Source organism: Paraburkholderia sp. XV (genome assembly GCF_020177535.1).
Classification (GTDB): Bacteria; Pseudomonadota; Gammaproteobacteria; order Burkholderiales; family Burkholderiaceae; genus Paraburkholderia; species Paraburkholderia caribensis.
The window spans coordinates 21,300-42,440 of sequence record NZ_JAGUUD010000009.1; the positions used below are offsets into that span (position 1 = coordinate 21,300).

Here is a 21,141-nt window from a genome sequence, read left to right on the forward strand (position 1 = left end):
AACGGGGCCGCCAAGGCAGATTCTTCCGAATCGGCCTTTCCGCAATCGCCTGAATTCATTGACGATATCTATGGGACGCCATACCAGACTCTACGGGCTGCAACATCTGCGCTTCCTGGCCGCCTTTGCGGTATTGGCACACCATATCCTCGAAGAGGCTTCGGGAAGTCCGCTGGCGCTCGTTTCTCCTTCTGCGCAGCGCGTGGGAGCATGCGGTGTCGACATCTTTTTCGTCATCAGTGGACTGGTGATGTGGCATACGACGGGGGGCTTCTCCTCTCAAACGTCGGCCAAGGGATTCTTCACCCGTCGCCTCACGCGAATCATGCCGTCGTATTGGGGGTGTCTTGCCGTTGTGGTCGCGCTGTCTTGCAGCGGGATCGCTTACCGGCATGTGCAGTTCGACGCCATTGGCCTCATCGAGTCGGTGCTATTGCTTCCACCCACGACATCGACTGGTCAGGTCATGGGCGTTGCGTGGACGCTCGTCTATGAACTTTACTTTTATCTCATCTGTACCGCCGCACTTTGTCTCCCGTGGCAGCGGTATCGCGCAGCGTTGATTGTTGCGCTGCTCGCTGGTGTGCCTGTCGCGCTCAATATGGTCGGCGCCACTACGCAAGCCCAGTACTACGGGAACCCACTCGTCATCGAATTCGTGTGCGGCATCTTTCTTGGCGCCATCAGCACGCGGCTGCCTGAATTAAGCCCCCGTATCAGGTGGGGGGTGTTGATGACATGTGTTGCGCTTTTCTGGTGGGCTTCTGCGGCCTCGCCCGATGAAACGACATCGGGCCTGTCGCCCTCGTTCAGATGGTGGGCGTGGGGGATTCCCGCGACGCTTCTGGTGGCCGCGTTCGTGCACACGGAGGACACTGGCAGCCGCATCGGGCGTGCCCTGACGGTGCTTGGCAACGCGTCCTATGTGCTTTATCTGACGCATGGATACTGGATGAACGTATTCGCGAAGGCCGTCAAAGCCGGGACGTTTCATAGTCCGTTCAGCCTTTATCTGGCGGCATTCTGTGTAGCCTGCCTCGCGATTGTATTTGCAGCCGGTGTTCACTTGTACCTGGAGAAGCCGTTGCTCGCACGACTCGAGAGCAAGAGATCGCGGATTCGCCAAACGGCACTGACCTGATGAGGCTGCGTTAAGGGAACGGTTACGTGCGTCGGGATTCAGAATCTCCCTGCGGTTGTGAATGTCGTGAAAGAGCAGGGTAGGGTGCTGGCGAAGTTCATCATAAGCAGCTCGCAACGGGAACAGGTGACATCTGCGCGCGCGTCGTCGATCGCAGATACCGACGCGCGCATGCAAGTGTTGCCGGCTGTGTAGTCCGCCACCGAACGGCGGCGTAACCGCGAGCAAGTAATCAGGTAGCGGTGTTGCCCGCTCGATTTCAAGCTGTTACCGAAGGGAAGTGCGATTACCCCCTCACACAAAGGCAGATGGTCATCCAGCCTTCTGATCCGCCGTCATTGTGTTGGGTGTCACCACAGGCGACACGGGCCGCCGTACGAGTCGCTTCGTCAGGAAGGCGCGGATCGGCTCCTCGACATACCTCGTCAATACGATCGCGCTTACCAGCGTCACTGCGCATGCGACGACGATCGGAACTGTCGCCGGCTCGTTCGGCTTGCCGATCAGCATGAACACGGCCCGGCCAATCGGAAAATGCAGGAGATAAACCGGGTACGAAAGCCAACCGAGAAATTGCGCGGTTTTCGCTTCGAAGGTCGAAGCACACGACAGGTTCGCGCCTACCATCACAAGGCACGGTGCAACGCAGAAAATGACGAACGCCGGGTACACGCCGCGAAGCGACATCGGGAACAGAAACATCGCGAGCGCGACGATATACAGACCGTATGAGTTGCGAAGCACCTGTTTCAGGGCTTCCATGATGCGGAGATCGACGCCAGAGCTCTTTAAGTTGTAGAGCAACACGCCGACCACGAAGCCGAATGAAACACGGTAGAACCCGCCATCCATTCTGCTGCCGGACCAGCCTTGCGAGAAATCGACGATTGAGTGCCCATGGCTCTCGAAACTCGTCAGCGCTCCCGTTATCAGAAACATGACGCCGCTGATGGCAATGATCTTGAACATCGTGGACCGGCTCAGCCGGACGATGATCACGAACGCGATGCTTGCCACCATTTCAAAGAATAGCGACCACGCGGGCGGATTCGCGGGGAATATCTCGCCGATCGTGAAATCGGCAGCTGCAACGGCGCCAGCAGTCGCCATGTTCGCATTGCCGAGATGGCCTATATACGGAGTAAAAAACAGATTGTGGATGGTTGCCGAGACGATGCTCGGCATCGGATAGGTCGACAGGCCGAGGACGCTTGCCCCGATCAGCACCGGCAGGCCGATCAGCAGAGAAATAAACAGCATCGGATACAGCCGGATAACGCGCCGTTTTATATATTCGATCGCCGTCATTCCGCCAAGGAGCCGTGTTCCATAAGAGTGGGCAATGACAAAGCCGCTCAGCATGAAAAACAGATCGACGGCCACGTAGGCATTCTTGAATGCCTCTTGCGTGAAATGCGACATCATCACGGCGACGGCCGCGACGCCTCTCAAGCCGTCGAGCGCATCGTATCTACTGTTTTTCGTAGCCATCGCACCCCCACATTTTCTGTCCCGCAACGGCGAGGTCGTCGCCCCGCACTTTGGCCATTGCTGCCAGTGAGTCTAGCGGCCCGGCTGGGACGGCTGTGTGCGTTGGACAACGCAGTGCCGGGGTTGCCGGGCGTGCCCCGCCCGCGTCGCGGCCAGGCCTTTCCCCAGAAATTGTTGGGCAGACCACGGAACGATTCCGGGAAAGAACTTACGCTGGGTCATAGCGTACGCACACCGTGTGCTGAGACGACCACCGGTGCCGACATCCGCGCGCGACGCAACATTTCTAATTTGGGGCCGTAGAGAATATGAAGATCTTCGTCATCAATCTCGACAAGTCTACTGATCGCCTGGGCCACATGACTGCTCAGATTGACAGGCTGGGCTACGCCTGGGAAAGATTCCCTGCCTTAGGGCCGGCACACGTAGAAGCAATGAGTCGAACGCTGGATTTGCCGCTGTTTCGTGGTACGTGTAGTGCGGGCGAAAAGGGGGCTGCGCTCAGTCATTACTCGATCTGGAAAAAAGTGGTAGAGGAAGGAATAGATGACGCGCTCGTGCTCGAGGACGATGTGCATTTTTGCCGGGATGCGAGGAGTCTGATCGATTCGCTAAACGAGAAAATTTCACGGGGATTCCGCTATGACATTATCAAAATGGAAACTTCCCTGGCTGGCATCATCATTGATCGAAAAGGCCTGAACCTGTCGGCTCGCACGGGACTGCACCGGTTACGGAGCAATCACACGGGTGCTGGCGCCTATATGATTTCGAGAGATGGATGCCGCAAGATGATCGAGCGCTTTACATCCTCTGATCGCGCGGTAGATCTTGTCATGTTTAGTGGCGATCTCGAAGAGACGCACATCTATCAATTGCACCCCGCGCCGTGCATCCAGGATGTTTGGCTAAAGAGTGGAAAGAAGGGGATTGCATCCGTGATAGGAGAGGAGAGAGCTGAGTGGAGGCCTGGATCGGTCTGGGTTCAAAGAGCAAAGGTACCTTTCCGTGGCGTGTATGATTTCATTCAAACGCTGCGTGTCTGGAATAGAGGTCTGGTAAAAATCAGATCCAGCTACAAGGACGGAATTTGAGTCGCGGGGTAATTGAACTGCAGAGATCCGTCGGGCGAGATTCTCCCGGATGAGTCGCGCCCGCCATGCATAACCAGTAAAAACCTTCCCCAGCACGCGTGCCTGCGCCATACCTGTGACATCGCAGTAAAAGGCAAAGGGGCGACCGCCGTCACATTCGCAAGTACGCCATTGGCGCCGCTTCGAGCGAATGAACACCTTCAAGTCGAGTACTGGGACAGCAAGACTGTCCCAACTTACGTTCATCAAACATCATCGTACGTCACCCTTTTTCTCCCGGACGCAGGACGAGAACGGGGCTCCCGATCGCAAATATCTCGCTGATCAACCCGGACCGGACCAGAGAGATAAGCAGCGTCGTCAGCAGCGTCAGTTCTCCCAGCAAACGCGAGGCCACCATGCCCATTGCTCCCCAATGGCTGGCGAGCGGAATGGCGGCGACGATACTGACGATCGCGGTCGCCACGCCGGCGCGGGCGAGCAGGCCATCGCGATGCCGGGGAATCAGGAAATAGAGGCCGATTACCTGGTTGACGATACTCAACGGCAAGACCAGCACGAAAAATTTCAGCACGGGGATGGAGGACTGAAAACCTTTGCCGAACACGAGCGGCACCAGCCAGTCGGCGAGGAGCATCGTGCAGGCGACCCCGCCGAGTGCGCCCGTAAGGAAGAACGCCAGTATGCCCCATGCGAGCCGGTTGGCCTTCGCCGGGTCTACGCCCACGAGATACGTGACCTTCGGGATGAGAATCTGGGAGGCGGGGACCGTCAGGCTGAGCGCGACGGCGATCAGGCGCTCCGCCACGCCGAACGCGCTGACCTCGGTGGCGGGCGCGAGCACGGACAGGAGATAGGTCGAGGCGGTGATCAGCAGAACGGACGTGCCCGTGTAGATGAAAATGATCTTCGAGCGGTGGATCAGGTCGATGCCGGCCCGGATCGACGAAAACCAGCCGGAAAACTCCCGTCTGATCGCGCCAAAGCCGAGCAATGTTTGCAAGATGCACGAAGCCAGCAGCAGAAAGAAAACCCGTGAGAGGTCGGAGGGTTCATGGATGAACAGAAAAATGAGGGCGAGCGATGTGACGAAGCCGACGACCTCGATCAGGATGCTTGTCAAGGCGCGCCCCGTGCTCGTGTAATACCAGCCCGGGTTGAACGCCGCGAGCAGGCCGAGCAGTACCGTCGTGCAGCCGAGCATCGGGTGTGCCGACAGCACGGGCGAGAACGCCACGGCTCCGAGCCCGAAAATCGCGGTCGGGATGCATAGCAGCAGCCGGCCCGTCATGTGGCTCGACAGGATGGCCGCGCGTTCGGCATGGTCTTTGGCGTAGACCGTATCGCGGCCGCCGACGGTCGGGAATCCGAAGTTCACGAATCGCCAGAGCGTATTCGACAGCGACATGCCCGCCAGCACGATGCCGTAGCCAGCCGGCCCGAGCGTTCTGCCGTAGAAGGGCAGCAGCAGGAGCGGGTAGACGTAACGGACGACGTACGCGATGTACGTCGCGGCGAGCTCCGTGCGGGTTTTGGAGGGCTTCACCTGATCCATGAACGTACCGTGTAGCCGAGTCTGATCGTTTTCTGCACCAGCCGATGCGAGTGCGGAAAGGCGCGTACCACGGCGCCGCTTGGCCAAAGCGACTGCTTCGCGACGAACAGCCGCGTCCATGCGCTGGCTTGCCTGAGGTTAGGGCCGGTCACCTTGACAGTGTCGTCGCGCCCGTAATCGAGCGACCGGTCCCGTTCGGCGAGCCGGTTGACCAGTTCCGGGTCCGGAAACATGATCACGCGCTCGAGGGTTTTGGCCGCCAGTTCGAATTCGGCAAGTGACGTGTCCGCTGCGGGCCGCTTCGCACTTTGGGCAACATAGTCGGCAATTTCCTCGAATTTCGGGTCCGGCATGCTCACGAGTTTCTGTTGCCAGCCTTCCGATTCAAGGTTCGAGACGAGACTGCCGTCGGCGCGTCTGTCGAAGCGGCGCACGCTTTCGAGATCGGGCTCGACGAGGCTTTCGATCAGATGCCAGAACGCGAGCACTGACGAGATGGAGTCGCCGGGCTTGTAGCCGTTGCGCTCCGTCAACAGTCCGGTTACGGACGGAAAGTGCTCCCGCCCGAGATGCTTGTAGTCGCTGCGGGCGAGCTGGACGCAGTGGCCCCGGTCTATGAGTTTGCTCTGCATGAGCATCTTGAAGGTGGAGCCATAGAGACCGGTATCGCACAACACGATGCCCTGCATGCCGGCCGTGATGGTTTGCCACACTTCGCGGAACCGCCCGGCCTGCTCGACGATCTGTTCGTGCAGGTGAGGTTCGCGTCCGCTGCGCAGCCCTTCGACGAACTCGCGCACGGTTGCGTAGTTGCCGTTGGGCGCCATATCCGCGCCAGTGAGCGCGCGTGCGAGCGCCGAGACATTGCGCACTTCGAAGGAATAGTCGAGTTCGTCGACGACGCCTTCTCCGCCGTACACGAACGCGTCTCTTGCCGCGACGAGCCGCGAAATCATCAGAGGCTGGATGCTGATATCGCCGCGCGCGGGAAACTGCGCGGTATAGCGTTCATAGAGCCTCTCGAGCCCCAGTCCGCCGCGCGCGCAGAATAGCGCGACTATGGGTCCTTCGATGGCCGCCGTCTGTTCGAGGTAGACGTGCAGCCTGCGGCAATATTCTGCGAACACCGGGCCCAGCACGTCGGGGACGAGCGTGTCGCCCGCCGTGCGTGAGCCGCCGCCCTTCGCGCGCTTCTGGGCCTCGCGGTGCCGCCAGCGATGCCATTGCGACTGGCCGCGCGCGAGTACGGCGTTGGCGCGCAGCATGGCGACGTGCAGGCGGGAGCGTGGGCGCAGGATTGCCGTCATCCCGCAACGGCGCGGCATGGTGCAGTCCGCGACGAGGTCGTCGCCGAGGTGCGCCATCTTCGAAAGCGGAACACCGGCTACGTCCGACACAGCGGCGAAGATCGTCCCATCGCGTTTCGTGAGTTGCAGGTCGGCGCTCGTATGGACGGCGTCCCATCGAAGCCCGGGCGGACAGACGGCCGTGATCAGTTGCCGCAGCGCGTCGCCCGACAAGCTCGTATCGCTCACTACGCGCAGCGAAACACCGCTTGCGTGGAGCCGTTCGAGCACGCGTATCAATGGCAGATTCGGCACGAGGCATTCGCGCTCCACCGCGAGTTCGCACGCGATCCATTCAGGCACGTAAGCGGTGTCGATATGGACGAGTTCCAGCAAGCTCGATGCGATGCTTTCGAGGCGCACTTCACCACGTCCGGCGACGTTGCGCGCGCGATAAGCGATTTGCTCGACCTGGCGCCGGCGCCGGGCGAGAGCATAAGGAGCAAGTTCGGACGGACGCAGCGCGAGACGTTCGCAGAACAGCTTCGCCACTTTCAACAGGCGTTGCTCCAGCGACACGGGTTTGCGAAGCAGCAGCGTATCGAATGCATCGACGCAAAGCAGGGCGCTTTGCGCTTCTTGCAGCAAACGTGGGAGAGACTTCACGAAGGGCCATCCTCTCAGCAATCACGCTGTGTTTGATTCACCGGCTCCATGTGCGGCCTGTGTGTCGCGGCGCGGAGCTCTGTATGTCGGTCCAGTCGATGCGCGGCGAGGACGCGCCTGCATTGACTCTGCGGCCCATTGTGAACAATGAAGGATGGCGTGTTTGTGCGTGGGCGTACGCAGGGCGGGGTATTTGCCGGGCTTTGACAGGCGTGGGACCGGACCGCTTTCGGCCAGCTTTCGCGTCACCTGGTCAGGACACGCCGGGTCAGTTCTCCGCGGCAGAGGTCGATCGTTCCGAGGCGGATCGTTGGCTCGCCTTGAAGCTCGGGCGCAGAAAGTCGATCACCTCGGCATCCGTGATCGGTTTCAGATGCAATCCGAATGCGGTGTTGAGCGAAACGACGAGATGCTGCGCCCAAAGGGCATTCCAGACCACGCCCGCATGACCGTCGGATGTAGCGGCGTTGTGCGGATCGTCGCCGGATGTATTGGTGATGGCCCAGCCGGGCGAAAGACGCACGGTCTTGTAAAGCGGACGGCCGTGGTCGTCCCGCGCGCCCCACAGGCTCGCGAACCAGGCGCGATCGCCAAGAAAGGCGACATGGCGATCCGCCGCGGCCAGCTTCTGCAAGCCGTCGTCGAAGCGCTTCAGCCCGGCATCGATATTGGCAATCGCCTTGGCTGATTGCCAGTTGTCGAACTCGCCCGACCAGTCGGCGTTGCTGAGGATGCCGATGAGCAGGACGTGGGTATCCGGGTGGTGCTTGCGGATCAGGGCGACGGCCTTGCCGATTTCCCCAATCGCGGCGTTGATCCTCTCCGTGGGAAACGGGCCATTCGGATCCCGCGCCATGGCGTCGAGGACCTCGTGCGAACCGACATCGTTGATACCGATCCGGATCAGCACGACGCCGCCTTTCCAGGCTTGCGGCTCCGTGTCCATCAGCGCGACGAGACGGATCGCCTGACGCATCGGGTGTCCCATCAACTGGTTGGACCAGGCGCCGCTGATGGCAAAGTTGTAGCGGTAGTCTTCTTTGGCAGGCGCCCGCGCGAGCGCGCCGAACGCTTCGTCGAAGTACGCGCGATACTTGTTGGTGCCCCAGGCGCCCCATTGGCCCTGATCGATCTGGTCGCCGCGCAGCTGGGCGAGGACCTCGGTCCACTGCCAGGTGGTCGTGCGCCAGGGTCCGCCGCGCGCGTTCGGATCTCGAAACATCCGCGGGTCGTGATAGGACTGGCTGTCGGAATCTCCGAGCACGGCAAGCCGTATCCCGTTAGACGGCACCGTCTGACCGCCAGCGACGGCGGCAGCCGGCCGGCGGGACAGGTCGGCCCCGGCCAGCCTGACGTAAATCAGACCGGCACCGGTCAGCACACCGCAAAACACGAGCAGCAACACTCTACGCAAACGAGACATAGCGCAACCACCTCATTCAATCGGCCCGCAAGGTACGGCGTGCATAGCTTATCTCGCGCCGAATCTAGGCTTCGGCATGGCTGAGGACTGCTGCCGGCGCATCGGGTTCGCCCGGGGCTTCAATGGTGCTGGCCTCGATGCCGGCGAGACGCTCACGCAACTGCTTGCCGATGACAGCCGCACCCGCCGGGCGGAAGATCTGGTCGTGCATGCCCGGCACCTCGGTGACGACCAGGTTGTCCGGTTTGCCCGTGACGACTGCCTCCCATCCCAGATCGTGCGCGAACAGGCGTCCATTGAGCACCTGGCCACTGCGGAAGATCTGCACGTCGCCGTCATAGGGGGCAGGACGATACCGCGCCTGCTGCGCGAGCAGATATTCGATGTACCAGCGATTCTCCGAAACCATATGCTCTGAGGCATTGCCCTGAATCAGGCCGAGCTTGAGCGCAAGGTTGGCAATGCCGAGCCAGCGGACGATCCGGTACTGGTTGAGGAACGAGACCATCGAGGTCTCGCCCCGCAGCGCCTTGCGGAAGTCGCGCGGAATGTTGTCGGCGCGCACCTGCATCTTGCGCAGTTGCCGGTCGTACCAGGGCATCGATTCGCGATAACCCGGGCACCAGGAATCGTTGAGAATGACGAGCTCCACCGTTTCGCCTTCGCGCCTGAGCTGATGGGCCGCTTCCAGCGACAGCGCGCCGAGCACGCAGTGTCCCATCAGAATATACGGGCCGTGTGGCCGGGCCAGCCGGATCAGCCGCACGGCGTCCGCGGCGACGTCCTGGAACGCGCGCTGCGGGAACTCGCGCGGGGCGCCTTCCGGGATCATCGGAATATCGATGATGGGACGTTCGTCGCCGATCTGCCGGGCCAGTTCATAGAACACGGCCGTGTTGTTGAGCGCGATGATGGGCGTGCCCGGCGCATTCTCGTTGAAGCGCACGATATTGCGCGCTTTCGCTTCCAGTTCGGCCTGACTCATGAAACCGCTGTTGCCGACGCCCGCCACGAAGGTCGCCGTTGCTTTCGCGGCAGCGGGCGCCACCGGCAGCTTCGCGTTGATCTCGACGGTTTCCAGCATCTCGCGCCACTTCGCCAGATGTCCGTCTATCGTCCCGATGTCATAGAGGTCGGTGTCGCCTTCACAGGAGATGCGCCAGCCATCCGGGCGCCGCACCATGAAGAAGTTCAGGTCGTAGAGCGCGCCGGCGTTGAAGGAGGGCGAGGTCGTCGCAGCGAAAACGCCCCGGCGAACTTCGTCGCCGCCGCCTACGAAGCTTTGCTGCAGGGCGAAATTGACCGAGCACAGCGGCGGGCGATCCCCATCGGCTACCTCGCCCGCCATCTCCATCATCTCTTCGAACGGCAAGTGCAGATGTTCGATGGCGTCGCTGAGCTTGGCGCCGCACTGCGCCGTGACGGCGGCCACGCTACTGCCTTGAGGCACGTCGAGGCGCAGTATCACCGTGTTGATCAGCGGCCCGACCACGCCTTCGAGTTCCTGCTGATCCCGCACCGACATCTGGGTGCCCATGGCGACCTTCGTCTGGCCTGCCGCCTTCTGTAAGGCCATCGCGAGGCTCGCGGCGGCAACGCTGAACAGCGTGACGCCTTGCGCCTTGGCAGCCGCGATCAGCCGGTCGCTGAGCCCGCCGGGCAGGAGAATCGAGCGGATGATGCCCTGGAAGCGTCGCGCCTGCGGCCGCGCACGATCGCCGGGAACATCGAAGCGGCTGAAATCCTGCAGCTCCTGGCGCCAGTGGGCGCGCGCGCGATCGAGCGCACCGCTGGCAAGGAACTCTTCCTTCCACAGCGCGTAGTCGCCGTGGTGAAGATCGACATCGGGATAGGCGGGCTCGAGGCCGGCATGCACGGCCGCCAGGCCTTCGACGAGTTCGCGCACAAGGATCGCGAACGACCAGCCGTCCATCACGAGCGAATGGAAGGTCAGCTGCAGTTCACCCTGTGTGGCCGACCTGGGCAACCACACGGCCCGGAAGAAGGAGGGCGACGTCAGGGCGAACGGCGTGCGGGCCTGCTGACCGCCGACGCGCTCGGCCTCCGCAAGGCCCTCCTTTTCGTCGAAACCGCTGAGGTCGACCACGTCGAGCTGGAAGGGCGCGCGGCTCCAGACCTGTTGACGCAGCCCTGCACCCGTCATCAGGAAGCCGGTACGCAATACCTCGTGCCGCGCAACCAGTTCGCGGAGCACCTGTTCGATGCTCGCGGCGTCCAGCGGTCCCGACAACTGCAGCCGGAACGCGATGTTGAGCGCGGAGGCCTTCGGCGACGCCTTTTGCTCATGCCAGAACCTGACCTGGCAGGCCGTCGCCGGGAACACGGCGTAGCTGGCTTCGACTTCGTCAGCTGGGGCGATCTTAAAGGCTAGTCCGTTCATCGCTCAGACTCCTTCGGCGACTCTGCGCTTGAAATTGAGGATCGACGGACGGGCGACCACAGGCGCCGCCATCAGTTCGTCAGCCGGCGGGCCGTCGAGGCTTGCCGCCAGTTCGGCGATCGTCAGGTTCTTCATGAGCTGACGCGCATCGACACCCAGTCCGCGCTCGTTCATTCGCGCGACGATGCGGAACAGCTGGAGGCTGTCTGCGCCGAGGCTGAAGAACTGCTGGTCGAGGCCGACCTGCTGGAGGCCGAGCACGTCTGCCCAGATCGCTGCGATGGTCGACTGCGTCTGCGTCATGGCGGCGGGTTCTGCCGTCACGGGCTCGATCACGATGGCCTCGGCGGCCACGGGTTCGATCGGCATCGGAGCGGGCGGCACCACCTTGAGCGCCGCGTGCGCAGGACGCACGGGCGTGGCCACCATGTCCGCGGTCGGCACGGGCAGGGCCTTGCGATCGAGCTTGCCGTTGCTGGTCTGCGGCAGGGCGTCGAGCGTCATCCACAGGGTCGGCACCATGTACGCCGGCAATTGCCCGGCCACGTGCGCGGCGACGGCTGCGTGGTCGGTCTTCTCTGAGGCCGTCCCGACGAGGTAACCCACCAGACGCGGACTGTCGCCGACGGTATGCAGCGCGACGGCAGCGGCGGCGACGCCGGGCGCCTTGCGCAACGCAGCCTCGATATCCTCGATCTCGATGCGGAAGCCGCGCAGCTTGATCTGCTGGTCGCGACGGCCGAGGTGCTGCAGCGAGCCATCGGCGAGGCGTTTGGCCAGGTCACCCGTGCGGTAGAGGCGGCACGGCGCTGCGCCTTCGATGGCCACCAGCCTGAACGCGGCATCGGTGAGATCGGGGCGGTTGAAATAGCCCTTTGCGAGGCCATCGCCGCCAATCCACAGTTCGCCGCTCACGCCTTGCGGCGCCAGATGCAGGTCGTCGGTGAGCACATGCAGCTGCGTATTCGCGAGGGGCGCGCCGATCACCACTGCGCCGTTCGCCACGACACGCGAGGCGGACGACCAGATCGTCGTTTCCGTCGGACCGTAGAGGTTCCACACTTCCGCGCCCGTCGCCAGCAGCGCGTCGGCGAGATCGCGCGGCAGCGGCTCGCCGCCACACAGGATCTTGAAGCCTTGCGGGACCTTGAAGCCGGCTTCCAGAAGCATGCGCCAGAGCGACGGCGTCGCCTGGAGCACGGTGGCAGCCTGCTCGTTCAGCCGCGTCACCAGCTCGTAGCCGGTGCGTACCTCGGCATGGCCTGCGATGAAGGTTTGCCCGCCCGCGATCAGCGGCAGGAACAGCTCGAGACCCGAAATATCGAACGAGAACGTCGTGACGGCGACGATCCGGTCGCTGGCCGTGAAGCCCGGCGCTTGCGCCATCGACAGCAGGAAGTTGCTCAGCGCGCGATGCCCGATCTCCACGCCCTTGGGCTGGCCCGTCGAGCCCGACGTGAAGATCACGTAGGCCGAGTCCGCATCCGATACGTCAGGCAACGTCACGGCTGCGTCGTCGTGTTGCGCAAGCAGCGTCTCCAGGTCCAGCACGCGGTGCGCGCCGGGTTCCAGCACGGCCCGGCTTGCGCCATCCGTGAGGACGGCGGCGATGTCGGCACCGTCGAGGATCTGGCGCAGGCGCGCAGGGGGCATCGTCATGTCGAGCGGCACGTAGGCGCAACCGGCGCGCCACACGCCGATCATGGCGGCTACCGTCATCACGCTCCGGTCCATTGCAATGGCGACGCGTCCGCGCGGCGCGATACCTGCCGCCACGAGACTGCGGGCGATCCGGCTGGCGCTTGCATCGAGCTCGCCGTAGCTCAGGCGCAGGACCTCGTCCGAGACGGCCGGCGCATTGGGCGTCTGACGAGCCTGCGCGGCGATCATCGCGGGAGTCGTCTGCGAGAGATCGTAGGCACGCTGCGAGTCGTTCAGTTCATCGCGCAGATAGTGGATCTCGGCATCGTTGAGCAGCGGCAGTGCGGCGATCGTGGTGCCGGCATCGCGGGCAATCGCGCCCAGCAGGTTTTCGTAGTAGCCGAGCCAGCGCTGGATGGTCGCTTCGTCATAGACGTCGGTGTTGAAGTCGCAATCCAGACGCAGACCCTTTGCCGATTCGATGACGTTCAGGAACAGATCGAAGTTGCTATACGCCTTCGCGTTCGGCGTGAAGCGCGTCGTCACGCCCGCCATGTCGAGTTCGCCGTCGACCTTCTCCAGGTTGAACTGCAGATCGGTCAGCGGCAGCCGGTTGAGATCGCGCTTGAGGCCGAGGTCGCGCACCAGCGCGCCATAGGTGTAGTTCTGCCGGTCGCCGGCGTCGTACAGATGATCGCGCACCGCCTTCATGTGCATGGCGAAAGGCTGGTTGCGGTCGAACCTGACCCGCAGCGGCAGGAAGTTGACGCAGTGCCCGACCAGCAGCGCTTCGCCCGCTTGCGACTGGCCAGCCATCGGCGCGGCGATCACGACATCGTCGTTGTTCGACAGCCGGCCGAACAGCACCTGGGCCGCGCCGAACAGCGTGGCGAACAGCGAGCAGCCTTGCTTCGACGAAGCGGTCTTCACCTGCTTCAGAAGGTCGGCTCCCAGATGGCGTGTGGTCGACGCGCCGCTGAAGCTCTTGAGTTCCGGGCGCGGACGATCGCCGGGCAAATCGGGCTGCGGCGCGGGCTCGCGATGGAGGTTCATCCAGAACTCGCGCGTGTCCGCGTCGACGCCGGCTTCATCCTGCGCCTTGGCGAAGGCGAGAAAACTTTGCACCTCGTCGAGTTCCGCCTCGACGCCCGACACTTCCGCCGCGTAGAGAGCGGACAGATCGCGCAGGATGATGTTGATCGACCAGCCGTCGCAGATGATGTGATGGGCGGTAAACACGAAGGCCCACTTCTGGCTTTCCAGCCGCACGAGCCCGGCACGGGCGAGCGGCGCGCGGGTGAGATCGAACGCCTCGCGGGCTTCCGCATCGATGATCGACGCGAGTTGCCCGGCGGGATCGGCGTGGCCGGACAGGTCGATCTTTTCCAGCGGAACGGCCGTCGCCGGGTCCGCGAACATCGTGTCGCCGACGCGCGAGAAGTGCACACGCAGCGCATCGTGGCGGGCCACCGTGGCCGCGAAGGCGCGTTCGAACGCGGCCTCGTTCAGGTTGCCGTTCAGTTCGAGCGTGAACGACTCGTTGAACGCGAGCGAGGCTTCGTTGCCCAGCTGAGCCGACAGCCAGATTTCTTTTTGCGGTTCGGTGAGGGGCGCCTGCGTGAGTTGCAGCGGTTCGGCCTGCGGCACGGCAGCCGGGGCCTCCTGCGCGCTGCCGAGAATGCCGACGCGCTGCAGCGCGGCGATACTTTCGATGAACGCGTCGCCGATCTTGCGGATGTCCTCGTCCGAATGGCTGGTTGTCAGGAAGCAGGGGAAGCCTTCCATGATGTGCACGCCGAGGTAGCGCATATACGGATAGAACAGGCTGCCCAGACGGTCTTCGCCCGCGAAGCTGACGTAGAACCAGCTCGAGAAGGATTCGGCGCGTGCCGCGATGCCGACTTTCTCCAGATGGCCATTGATGCGTTGCACGAGCCCGTCCATGCGGGCGGCGAGCGTTTCCTGCAGCGCCGGGCCGGCTTCCTTCAGATGCAGCAGCACGGCTTTCATCGCTGCCAGCACCACGGGGTGGCGCACGAACGTACCGGCGAAGAAGGTCGGCGGGACTTCGGGAACCGATGCGTCGCCGAATTGCCACTGGCCGCCGTCGAGCGCATCCATGAACTGGGCGCTGCCGGCCAGCACGCCGACGGGCAGGCCGCCGCCGACCACCTTGCCGTAGGTCGCCATGTCGCCCTTGATGCCCCAGTAGCCTTGCATGCCGGCGGGGTGGACGCGGAAGCCCGTCACGACCTCGTCGAAGATCAGCGCGGAGTCATTGGCCGCCGTAATGTCGCGCAGCTGCTGCACGAATTCCTTCGGCCGCAGATTGGGGTGACGCGACTGCACGGGCTCGAACAGCACACCGGCGATATCGTCGATGTTGGCCTTGATCCATTCGAGGCTTTCGGACCTGGCGTAGGGCAGCACGACCATGTTGCCCACCGAGTTCTGCGGGATGCCGGGGGCGAGCGGGAAGGCACGCGGGACGCCCGCCTCGCTGCCCGGCTTGACGAGGACTTCGTCGAACTGGCCGTGATAGTCGCCGTCGAAGCAGACGATCTTGTCCTTGCCCGTCACCGTGCGCGCGAGGCGCATCGCCGCCATCACGGCTTCGGAGCCGGTGTTGCAGAAGGTGACGCGCTGATGCCCCGTCATGTCGGCGAACATCTGCGCGACTTCGCCCGCCAGCGGGGACTGCGGTCCGATCGCGAAGCCTTCCGCCATCTGCGCGTTGACGGCGTCCACCACGAAATCGGGCGTATGGCCGAACGCGGTCTGGCCGTAGCCATTGACTATGTCGATGTATTCATTGCCGTCGACGTCCCAGATCTTCGACCCCTTGGAGCGCTGGGCAACGATCGGATAGACCAGCTCTTTCCATTCCTCGCGGAAGCCGCTCGCCGTACGCGGATCGGCGAGCACGGCACGGTAGGACTGCGTACGCGCTTTGGAGGTCGGTGTTTTCGCCGAGTAGCGCGCCGTCAGATCCGCGATGAACGCGGTCTGCGCATCCGTCATCTGGGCGGAGTTCGTCGCGCCTGGCTTGTAGGCGGTGAAGCGCGTCGGGCGGTTTTCCTCGAACTTAATTTCGGGGCCGGCGGACGGCTTAAGCGCGGCGGCTGCCGCGACGGGCACGGGCGCCTTGGCTTGCACGGGTGCTGCTGCTGCCTGCACGGCGGCGGCAGGCTGCTGGACGGCCAGCGGTGCGCCTTGCAGCACGTCGAGCTGACGCGCCATCAACGACTGCATCGCGGCGATCTGGTCGCGGATCACCGACTGGATATCGCCCGAGGCCGGGGCTGCCGCCATCGCCGGAGCGGCGAAGCCAGGCACGGCCACGATGGGCGCGGCCGCGACGGGCGCCGTAAGGGCAACGGGTGCGGCAACGGGCGCGGCAACGGCAACGGGCGCTGCGGCCGGCTGTTCGGGATCGGGCGGCATGGCGCCGTCGAGGAACTCGGCCAATGCAGGCAGCGTCGGATAGTCGCTCATGATCTGCCGGAAGCTGACCGTGACGTCGTAGCGACGGCGAAGCTGCCGGGAGACCTGTCCCATCAACAGCGAGTCGTAACCGAGGTCCCAGAAGGTCATGTTCGGGTCGGACGTATCGGGCGCCTCACCGGAAATCTCGGCGAGAAGAGCGGCCAGTTCGGCAATCAGGCGCGGTTTGCGGTCGATTTGGACGGTTTGGGTCATGGCGGTCTGAGAGAGGGTGGTGATGGCATCGGACGAGGCTGGAGCGGCAATCGCCGCGGCTTGCGTCGTGAGGTTGCGTGAAGAGGCAGTTGCAGGGGCGTCGATCCAGTGCCGTTCCTGTTCGAACGGATAGGTCGGCAGCGAAATGCGGCGGGCGGCTTTCTGCTGGACGGTTTTCCAGTTCGGCGTGAGCCCGTTCAACCACAGCCGCCCGGTCGCTTCGGCGAGAACGGCAAGCTCGCGGTCGCGCATCGCGAAATCGGGCAGTGAGGCCATCGCGCCCAGATACCGGTCCTTGGGCAATCCCTGCATCGCAAAGGTGGTCAACGTCCGGCCGGGGCCGATTTCGAGCAGCAGCGGCTTGCCTTCCGCCGTCACCGTGGCGAGCGCGTCGCTGAAGCGCACCACGTCGCGGCAATGTCCGGCCCAGTAACGTCCCGGCACGGGCTGATCCATTGAAGCCCATTGCCCCGTCGCCGACGACACATACGGAATCTTCGGGCGTGCGAACGAAAGGGTATCGGCGAGCTTTGCCAGATCTTCGACGACGCCGGACATCATGCGCGAGTGGAAGGCGTGAGACGTGTGCAGGCGCCGATGCTCGATATCGCCGGCTTTCAGCGTGGCCTCGAACGCTTCGATGGCGGCGAACGGGCCCGCCACCACGCTCAGCGTCGGCGCATTGATCGCGGCCAGATCGACATCGGCGGGCAGCATGGGCCTGAGATCGGCCTCGGACAAACGCACCACCAGCATCGCGCCCGGTTCGGCCGACTGCATGAGCGCGCCACGCTTCGCGATGAGGTACAGCGCGTCTTCGAAGGCGATTGCCTCGGCCACGCAGGCGGCGACCAGTTCGCCGACGCTATGGCCGATCATCGCCGCCGGCTTGATGCCGCGCGATATCCACAACTGCGCCACTGCGTATTCGACGAGGAACAGCGCCGGCTGCGCGTAGATCGTCGAACGGATGGGATGCGGGGTATCGTCGCCTTCCGGGGTATCGCTGAACATCAGCGTGCGGATATCCAGCCCGACGTGCGCAGCCAGCGCTTCGGCGCCCTTGTCGATCCATTCGCGATAGACAGGCTCGGTGCGATAGAGCGCTTCACCCATGCCCGGATATTGCGAGCCCTGCCCGGGGAACATGAAGACGACGGGCGGCGCGGTCTGCGGGGCCTGTGCTTCGATCGCGCCCTTCTGCAGCTTCGCCTGGGCCTGATCGGCGCTCTCGGCGATCACCACGGCGCGATGCGTGAAGGCGCGGCGGCCCGTTTGCAGCGTCGCTGCCACGTCGGCGAGCGAGACGCCGGGATTGGCCGCGAGATGGCTGGCAAGATTGGCCTTCGCGCGTTCGAGCGCTGCTGCGCTCCTTGCCGAAAGCGGCAGTATCTGCAGCCCGTCTTGCTGCTCGGATGCGTCGATGCGATGCGGCGCTTCTTCCAGCACCACGTGGACGTTCGTTCCGCCGACGCCGAACGAACTCACGCCCGCGCGGCGCGGCGTCGGGCCATCCGCCCAGGGACGCGCTGCCTCGTTGAAGAAGAACGGGCTGTTCGTCACGTCGATGCCCGGGTTCGGCGCATGGAAATGCGTGAGGGGAGGCAACGTACGATCGCGCAGCGCGAGCGCCGCCGCCATGAAACCCGTTACGCCGGCTGCCGCGTCGAGGTGTCCGACGTTGGCCTTCGCCGAGCCGAGCGCACAGAACTGGCCGCCTTCGACGCCCCCCAGGCGGAATGCCTGCACGAGGCCCGCGAATTCAATCGGATCGCCGAGCGGCGTCGCCGTCCCGTGGGCTTCGATATAGCCGACAGTGGCGGGGTCGATGCCCGCCTCGGCGTGCGCGATGGCGATCGCGCGGGCTTGTGCGTCGACGCTCGGCGCAGTGAAGCCGACCTTGTCGGAGCCGTCGTTGTTCATGCCGACACCACGGATCACGGCATAGATGGGGTCCTCGTCGGCGATGGCATCGTCGAGACGTTTCAGCAGGACCACGCCCGCGCCGCTGCCGAACACCGTGCCGCGGGCGCTGGCATCGAACGGGCGGCAAACGCCGTCGGGCGCGCCCATTCCGCCTTCTTCGTAGAAGTAGCCGCGCTTCTGCGGGAAGGTGATCGATACGCCGCCCGCCAGCGCCATGTCGCAGCGCCCGGCGCGAAGGTTCTCGACCGCGAGGCCGATCGCCGTCAGCGATGTGGAGCATGCCGTCTGGACCGAAATGGCAGGCCCTCTGAGGCCGAGCTTGTAGGCGGTGCGGGTGGCGACGAAATCGCCCGCGCCGACCAGCTTTTGATACTCGCCAATCTGGAACTGGCTCGTGAACTCGTCGATCACGCCACGATCGGTCAGGACGTGCTTGAGGAAGTAGGTGTTCATCGAGGTGCCGGCGAACACGCCGACGGCACCGGCGATCGTCGCCGGATCGTAGCCGGCATCCTCGAACGCCTCCCAGGCGATCTCCAGGAACAGGCGCTGTTGCGGATCGGTCAGCGCGGCCTCGCGTGCCAGCACTCCGAAGAAGCCGGCATCGAAGCGGTCGACGTCCTGGAGTATCGGCCGTGCCTTCACATAACGCTCCTCGCGGCGTGAGCCGTCGTCGAAGCTGTCTTCCAGTTCCGCCACGTCGAAATGCGTGATGCAGTCGCGCCCCGCGAGGACGTTCGCCCAGAATTCGCGGACATTGCGCGCGCCGGGAAACCGTCCGGACATGCCGACGACGGCGATAGCCCCGTCTTGCACGTCCCGGCGCCGCCGGATGGCGCCTTGCTGCGCCAGGCCGAGCGCGTCGCGCAGATGCGTGGCCAGCGCCTCGACGTTGGGATGCCGGAACAGGTCCACCAGCGCGACCTTGGCCGACACGTCGCGCGCGATGATGGCATGTGCCCGCATCAGATCGAGCGAGCGCAGTCCGAGATCGAAGAAGTTCGAGCGGCGATCGACGGGGTTGCCGAGCAGCCCCTCGAACACGGCCGCCAGCTTTCCGGCGATGTCGTCGTCGACCGGCCCGGCTTCGGCGGCCGCTGCGGCGGGCGTATCGAGTCCCGCGAGCAGGGCTTTGCGGTCGATCTTTCCATTCGGCGTCAACGGAAAGTCCGGCAGGACACGCAGTTCCGCCGGGACCATGTAATCGGGAATGGCAGCCTTCAGATGCGCGCGTAACGCGTCGAGGAAGCGTGCGGCATCGGCTGCATCGGCCTTCACGAAGCCCGCGATCGACTTGCCTCTGCGGCCTTCGAATGCCGCCACGGCCGCATCGGCGACGCCGGGCGCAACGCGCAGTGCATGCTCGATTTCATCGAGCTCGATGCGCTTGCCCGCGATCTTGATCTGCCGGTCGTTGCGGCCCAGGAAATCGATGGCGCCGTCCGGGCGGCGGCGCACGAGGTCGCCCGTGCGGTAGAGCTTGCCGCTCCGCGTGAAGATGTCGTCGATGAATTTTTCCGCCGTCAGTTCGGGGCGATTGAGGTAGCCGAGCGCCACGCCGTCGCCGCCCGTGACGAGCTCGCCGACTTCGCCGTCGCTGACGGGAACCAGTTTGTCGTCGACGATGTAGACGCGCGTGCCCGCGATCGCGTCACCGATGGGAATCGCCTCGCCCTGTGCCGATGCCTCGCTGTCGCGCGGAATGCGGTAGCAGCAGGTGAAAGTCGTGTTTTCGGTCGGCCCGTAGCCGTTGATGATCTGCAGCCCGGGGTGGGCCTCCATGACCTTGCGGATATGCACGGGCGACAGCACGTCGCCGCCCGTCAGCACTTCCTTGAGCGGCAGAAAGGCCTCCAGCCGATAGTCGGCGAGCGCATTGAAGAGGCCCGCCGTGAACCACGCACTCGTGACGCCGAGCCGCGCCATGTCGGCGGCGATCGTGTCGAGCGAAGGTTGGACTTCGTTGATGATCGCGGCGCTGCCGCCGTTCAGCAGCGGACCCCAGATCTCCAGCGTGCTTGCATCGAAGGCAAGCGGCGCGAGGTTGAGGAAGCGCGTCTGCGGCGACAGGGCAGTGAAGGTCTGATCGCGCACGAGGCGCAGAATCGCGCGATGCGGGACGATCACGCCCTTGGGCTTGCCCGTCGAGCCGGACGTATACATGATGTAGGCAGGGTCGTCGGGACCCGTCGCATGCAGCGGAGCGGGATCGACAACTGCCGACGATGCCACGATTTCGGCCAGATCGATCATCACGCCATTCAGGTCGCCCACGCTGGCAAGCGCCGCCCCTTCCGCGATGATGAGCCTGGGCGCGCAATCGGCAACGATGAAATCGAGCTGGGCTTTGGGATAGGCAGGGTCCAGCGGCACATAGACGGCGCCAAGACGCAGGATGGCCAGCATCAACGCCAGCGTGTCCCGGCTGCGCGGAACCATGATGGCGCAACGATCGCCTCGCTCCAGGCCCATGCTGGTCAGGACGCTTGCGAGGCGGGCCGAACGCTCGCCGAGGGCGGCATACTGCTCTTCACCCGTCTGGTCGATCACCGCGACATGATCGCCAAACTCGCCACATACGGCATCGAAGCGCGCCGCTACGCCAGGTGCATGACCTGCGCCGCCCGGCAAGTCGCTCAAATATCCATCTCTATGTGACATCTGCCGGTCTCCAGAAGTGTGATGAAGGAATTGAACTGAGCCTCGCGTGGCGCTTGGCGCTCATGTTGCGGGGCCGGTTACGGGAAGCGCAGGCAGCACGTGGCTGTCCACGCGTGTCCCACGCCTCAAACGCGAAATTTGCGGTAAGTGAAAGTTA

At 63.9% G+C, this 21,141-nt stretch carries 8 protein-coding genes; 2 read left to right on the forward strand and 6 right to left on the reverse strand.

Features of this window, described 5'->3' with window-relative positions:
* Positions 1 to 70: 70 nt before the first annotated feature.
* Positions 71 to 1,141 (forward strand): acyltransferase family protein, encoded by a 1,071-nt coding sequence (locus KFO72_RS07225; protein WP_054930320.1) that lies wholly within the window; start codon positions 71 to 73, stop codon positions 1,139 to 1,141.
* A gap of 312 nt (positions 1,142 to 1,453) precedes the next feature.
* On the opposite strand, the gene KFO72_RS07230 is transcribed toward KFO72_RS07225, so the two are convergent.
* Positions 1,454 to 2,632, reverse strand: a complete 1,179-nt coding sequence (locus tag KFO72_RS07230) for an acyltransferase family protein (RefSeq protein ID WP_225031744.1) — start codon at positions 2,630 to 2,632, stop codon at positions 1,454 to 1,456.
* A gap of 308 nt (positions 2,633 to 2,940) precedes the next feature.
* Here KFO72_RS07230 and KFO72_RS07235 point away from each other — a divergent pair, with 308 nt between their 5' ends.
* Positions 2,941 to 3,726, forward strand: a complete 786-nt coding sequence (locus KFO72_RS07235) for a glycosyltransferase family 25 protein (protein ID WP_054930322.1) — start codon at positions 2,941 to 2,943, stop codon at positions 3,724 to 3,726.
* A 262-nt stretch (positions 3,727 to 3,988) separates the two neighbouring features.
* On the opposite strand, the gene KFO72_RS07240 is transcribed toward KFO72_RS07235, so the two are convergent.
* From KFO72_RS07240 to KFO72_RS07260, 5 genes are all read right to left on the reverse strand, one after another.
* Positions 3,989 to 5,281: an oligosaccharide flippase family protein gene (locus tag KFO72_RS07240; protein WP_225031745.1), complete on the reverse strand. Its 1,293-nt coding sequence runs from the start codon at positions 5,279 to 5,281 to the stop codon at positions 3,989 to 3,991.
* Positions 5,269 to 7,233: an HAD family hydrolase gene (locus KFO72_RS07245; RefSeq protein ID WP_225031746.1), complete on the reverse strand. Its 1,965-nt coding sequence runs from the start codon at positions 7,231 to 7,233 to the stop codon at positions 5,269 to 5,271. Before KFO72_RS07245 ends, KFO72_RS07240 begins: the two co-directional genes overlap by 13 nt.
* Positions 7,234 to 7,501: 268 nt before the next feature.
* Positions 7,502 to 8,638, reverse strand: a complete 1,137-nt coding sequence (locus KFO72_RS07250; RefSeq protein WP_224099579.1) for an SGNH/GDSL hydrolase family protein — start codon at positions 8,636 to 8,638, stop codon at positions 7,502 to 7,504.
* An 82-nt stretch (positions 8,639 to 8,720) separates the two neighbouring features.
* A complete protein-coding gene (locus KFO72_RS07255) occupies positions 8,721 to 11,000 on the reverse strand; it encodes a condensation domain-containing protein (RefSeq protein WP_225031747.1) in 2,280 nt (759 codons plus the stop codon).
* Between the two features lie 60 nt (positions 11,001 to 11,060).
* Positions 11,061 to 20,984: a non-ribosomal peptide synthetase/type I polyketide synthase gene (locus tag KFO72_RS07260; RefSeq protein ID WP_225031748.1), complete on the reverse strand. Its 9,924-nt coding sequence runs from the start codon at positions 20,982 to 20,984 to the stop codon at positions 11,061 to 11,063.
* Positions 20,985 to 21,141: the final 157 nt, after the last annotated feature.

What these genes read in the sequence shown, in the direction of transcription:
- KFO72_RS07240 (WP_225031745.1), bottom strand. Translation starts at nt 5,281, where the DNA reads ATGGATCAGGTGAAGCCCTCCAAAACCCGCACGGAGCTCGCCGCGACG.
- KFO72_RS07230 (WP_225031744.1), bottom strand. Translation starts at nt 2,632, where the DNA reads ATGGCTACGAAAAACAGTAGATACGATGCGCTCGACGGCTTGAGAGGC.
- KFO72_RS07225 (WP_054930320.1), top strand. Translation starts at nt 71, where the DNA reads ATGGGACGCCATACCAGACTCTACGGGCTGCAACATCTGCGCTTCCTG.
- KFO72_RS07235 (WP_054930322.1), top strand. Translation starts at nt 2,941, where the DNA reads ATGAAGATCTTCGTCATCAATCTCGACAAGTCTACTGATCGCCTGGGC.
- KFO72_RS07260 (WP_225031748.1), bottom strand. Translation starts at nt 20,984, where the DNA reads ATGTCACATAGAGATGGATATTTGAGCGACTTGCCGGGCGGCGCAGGT.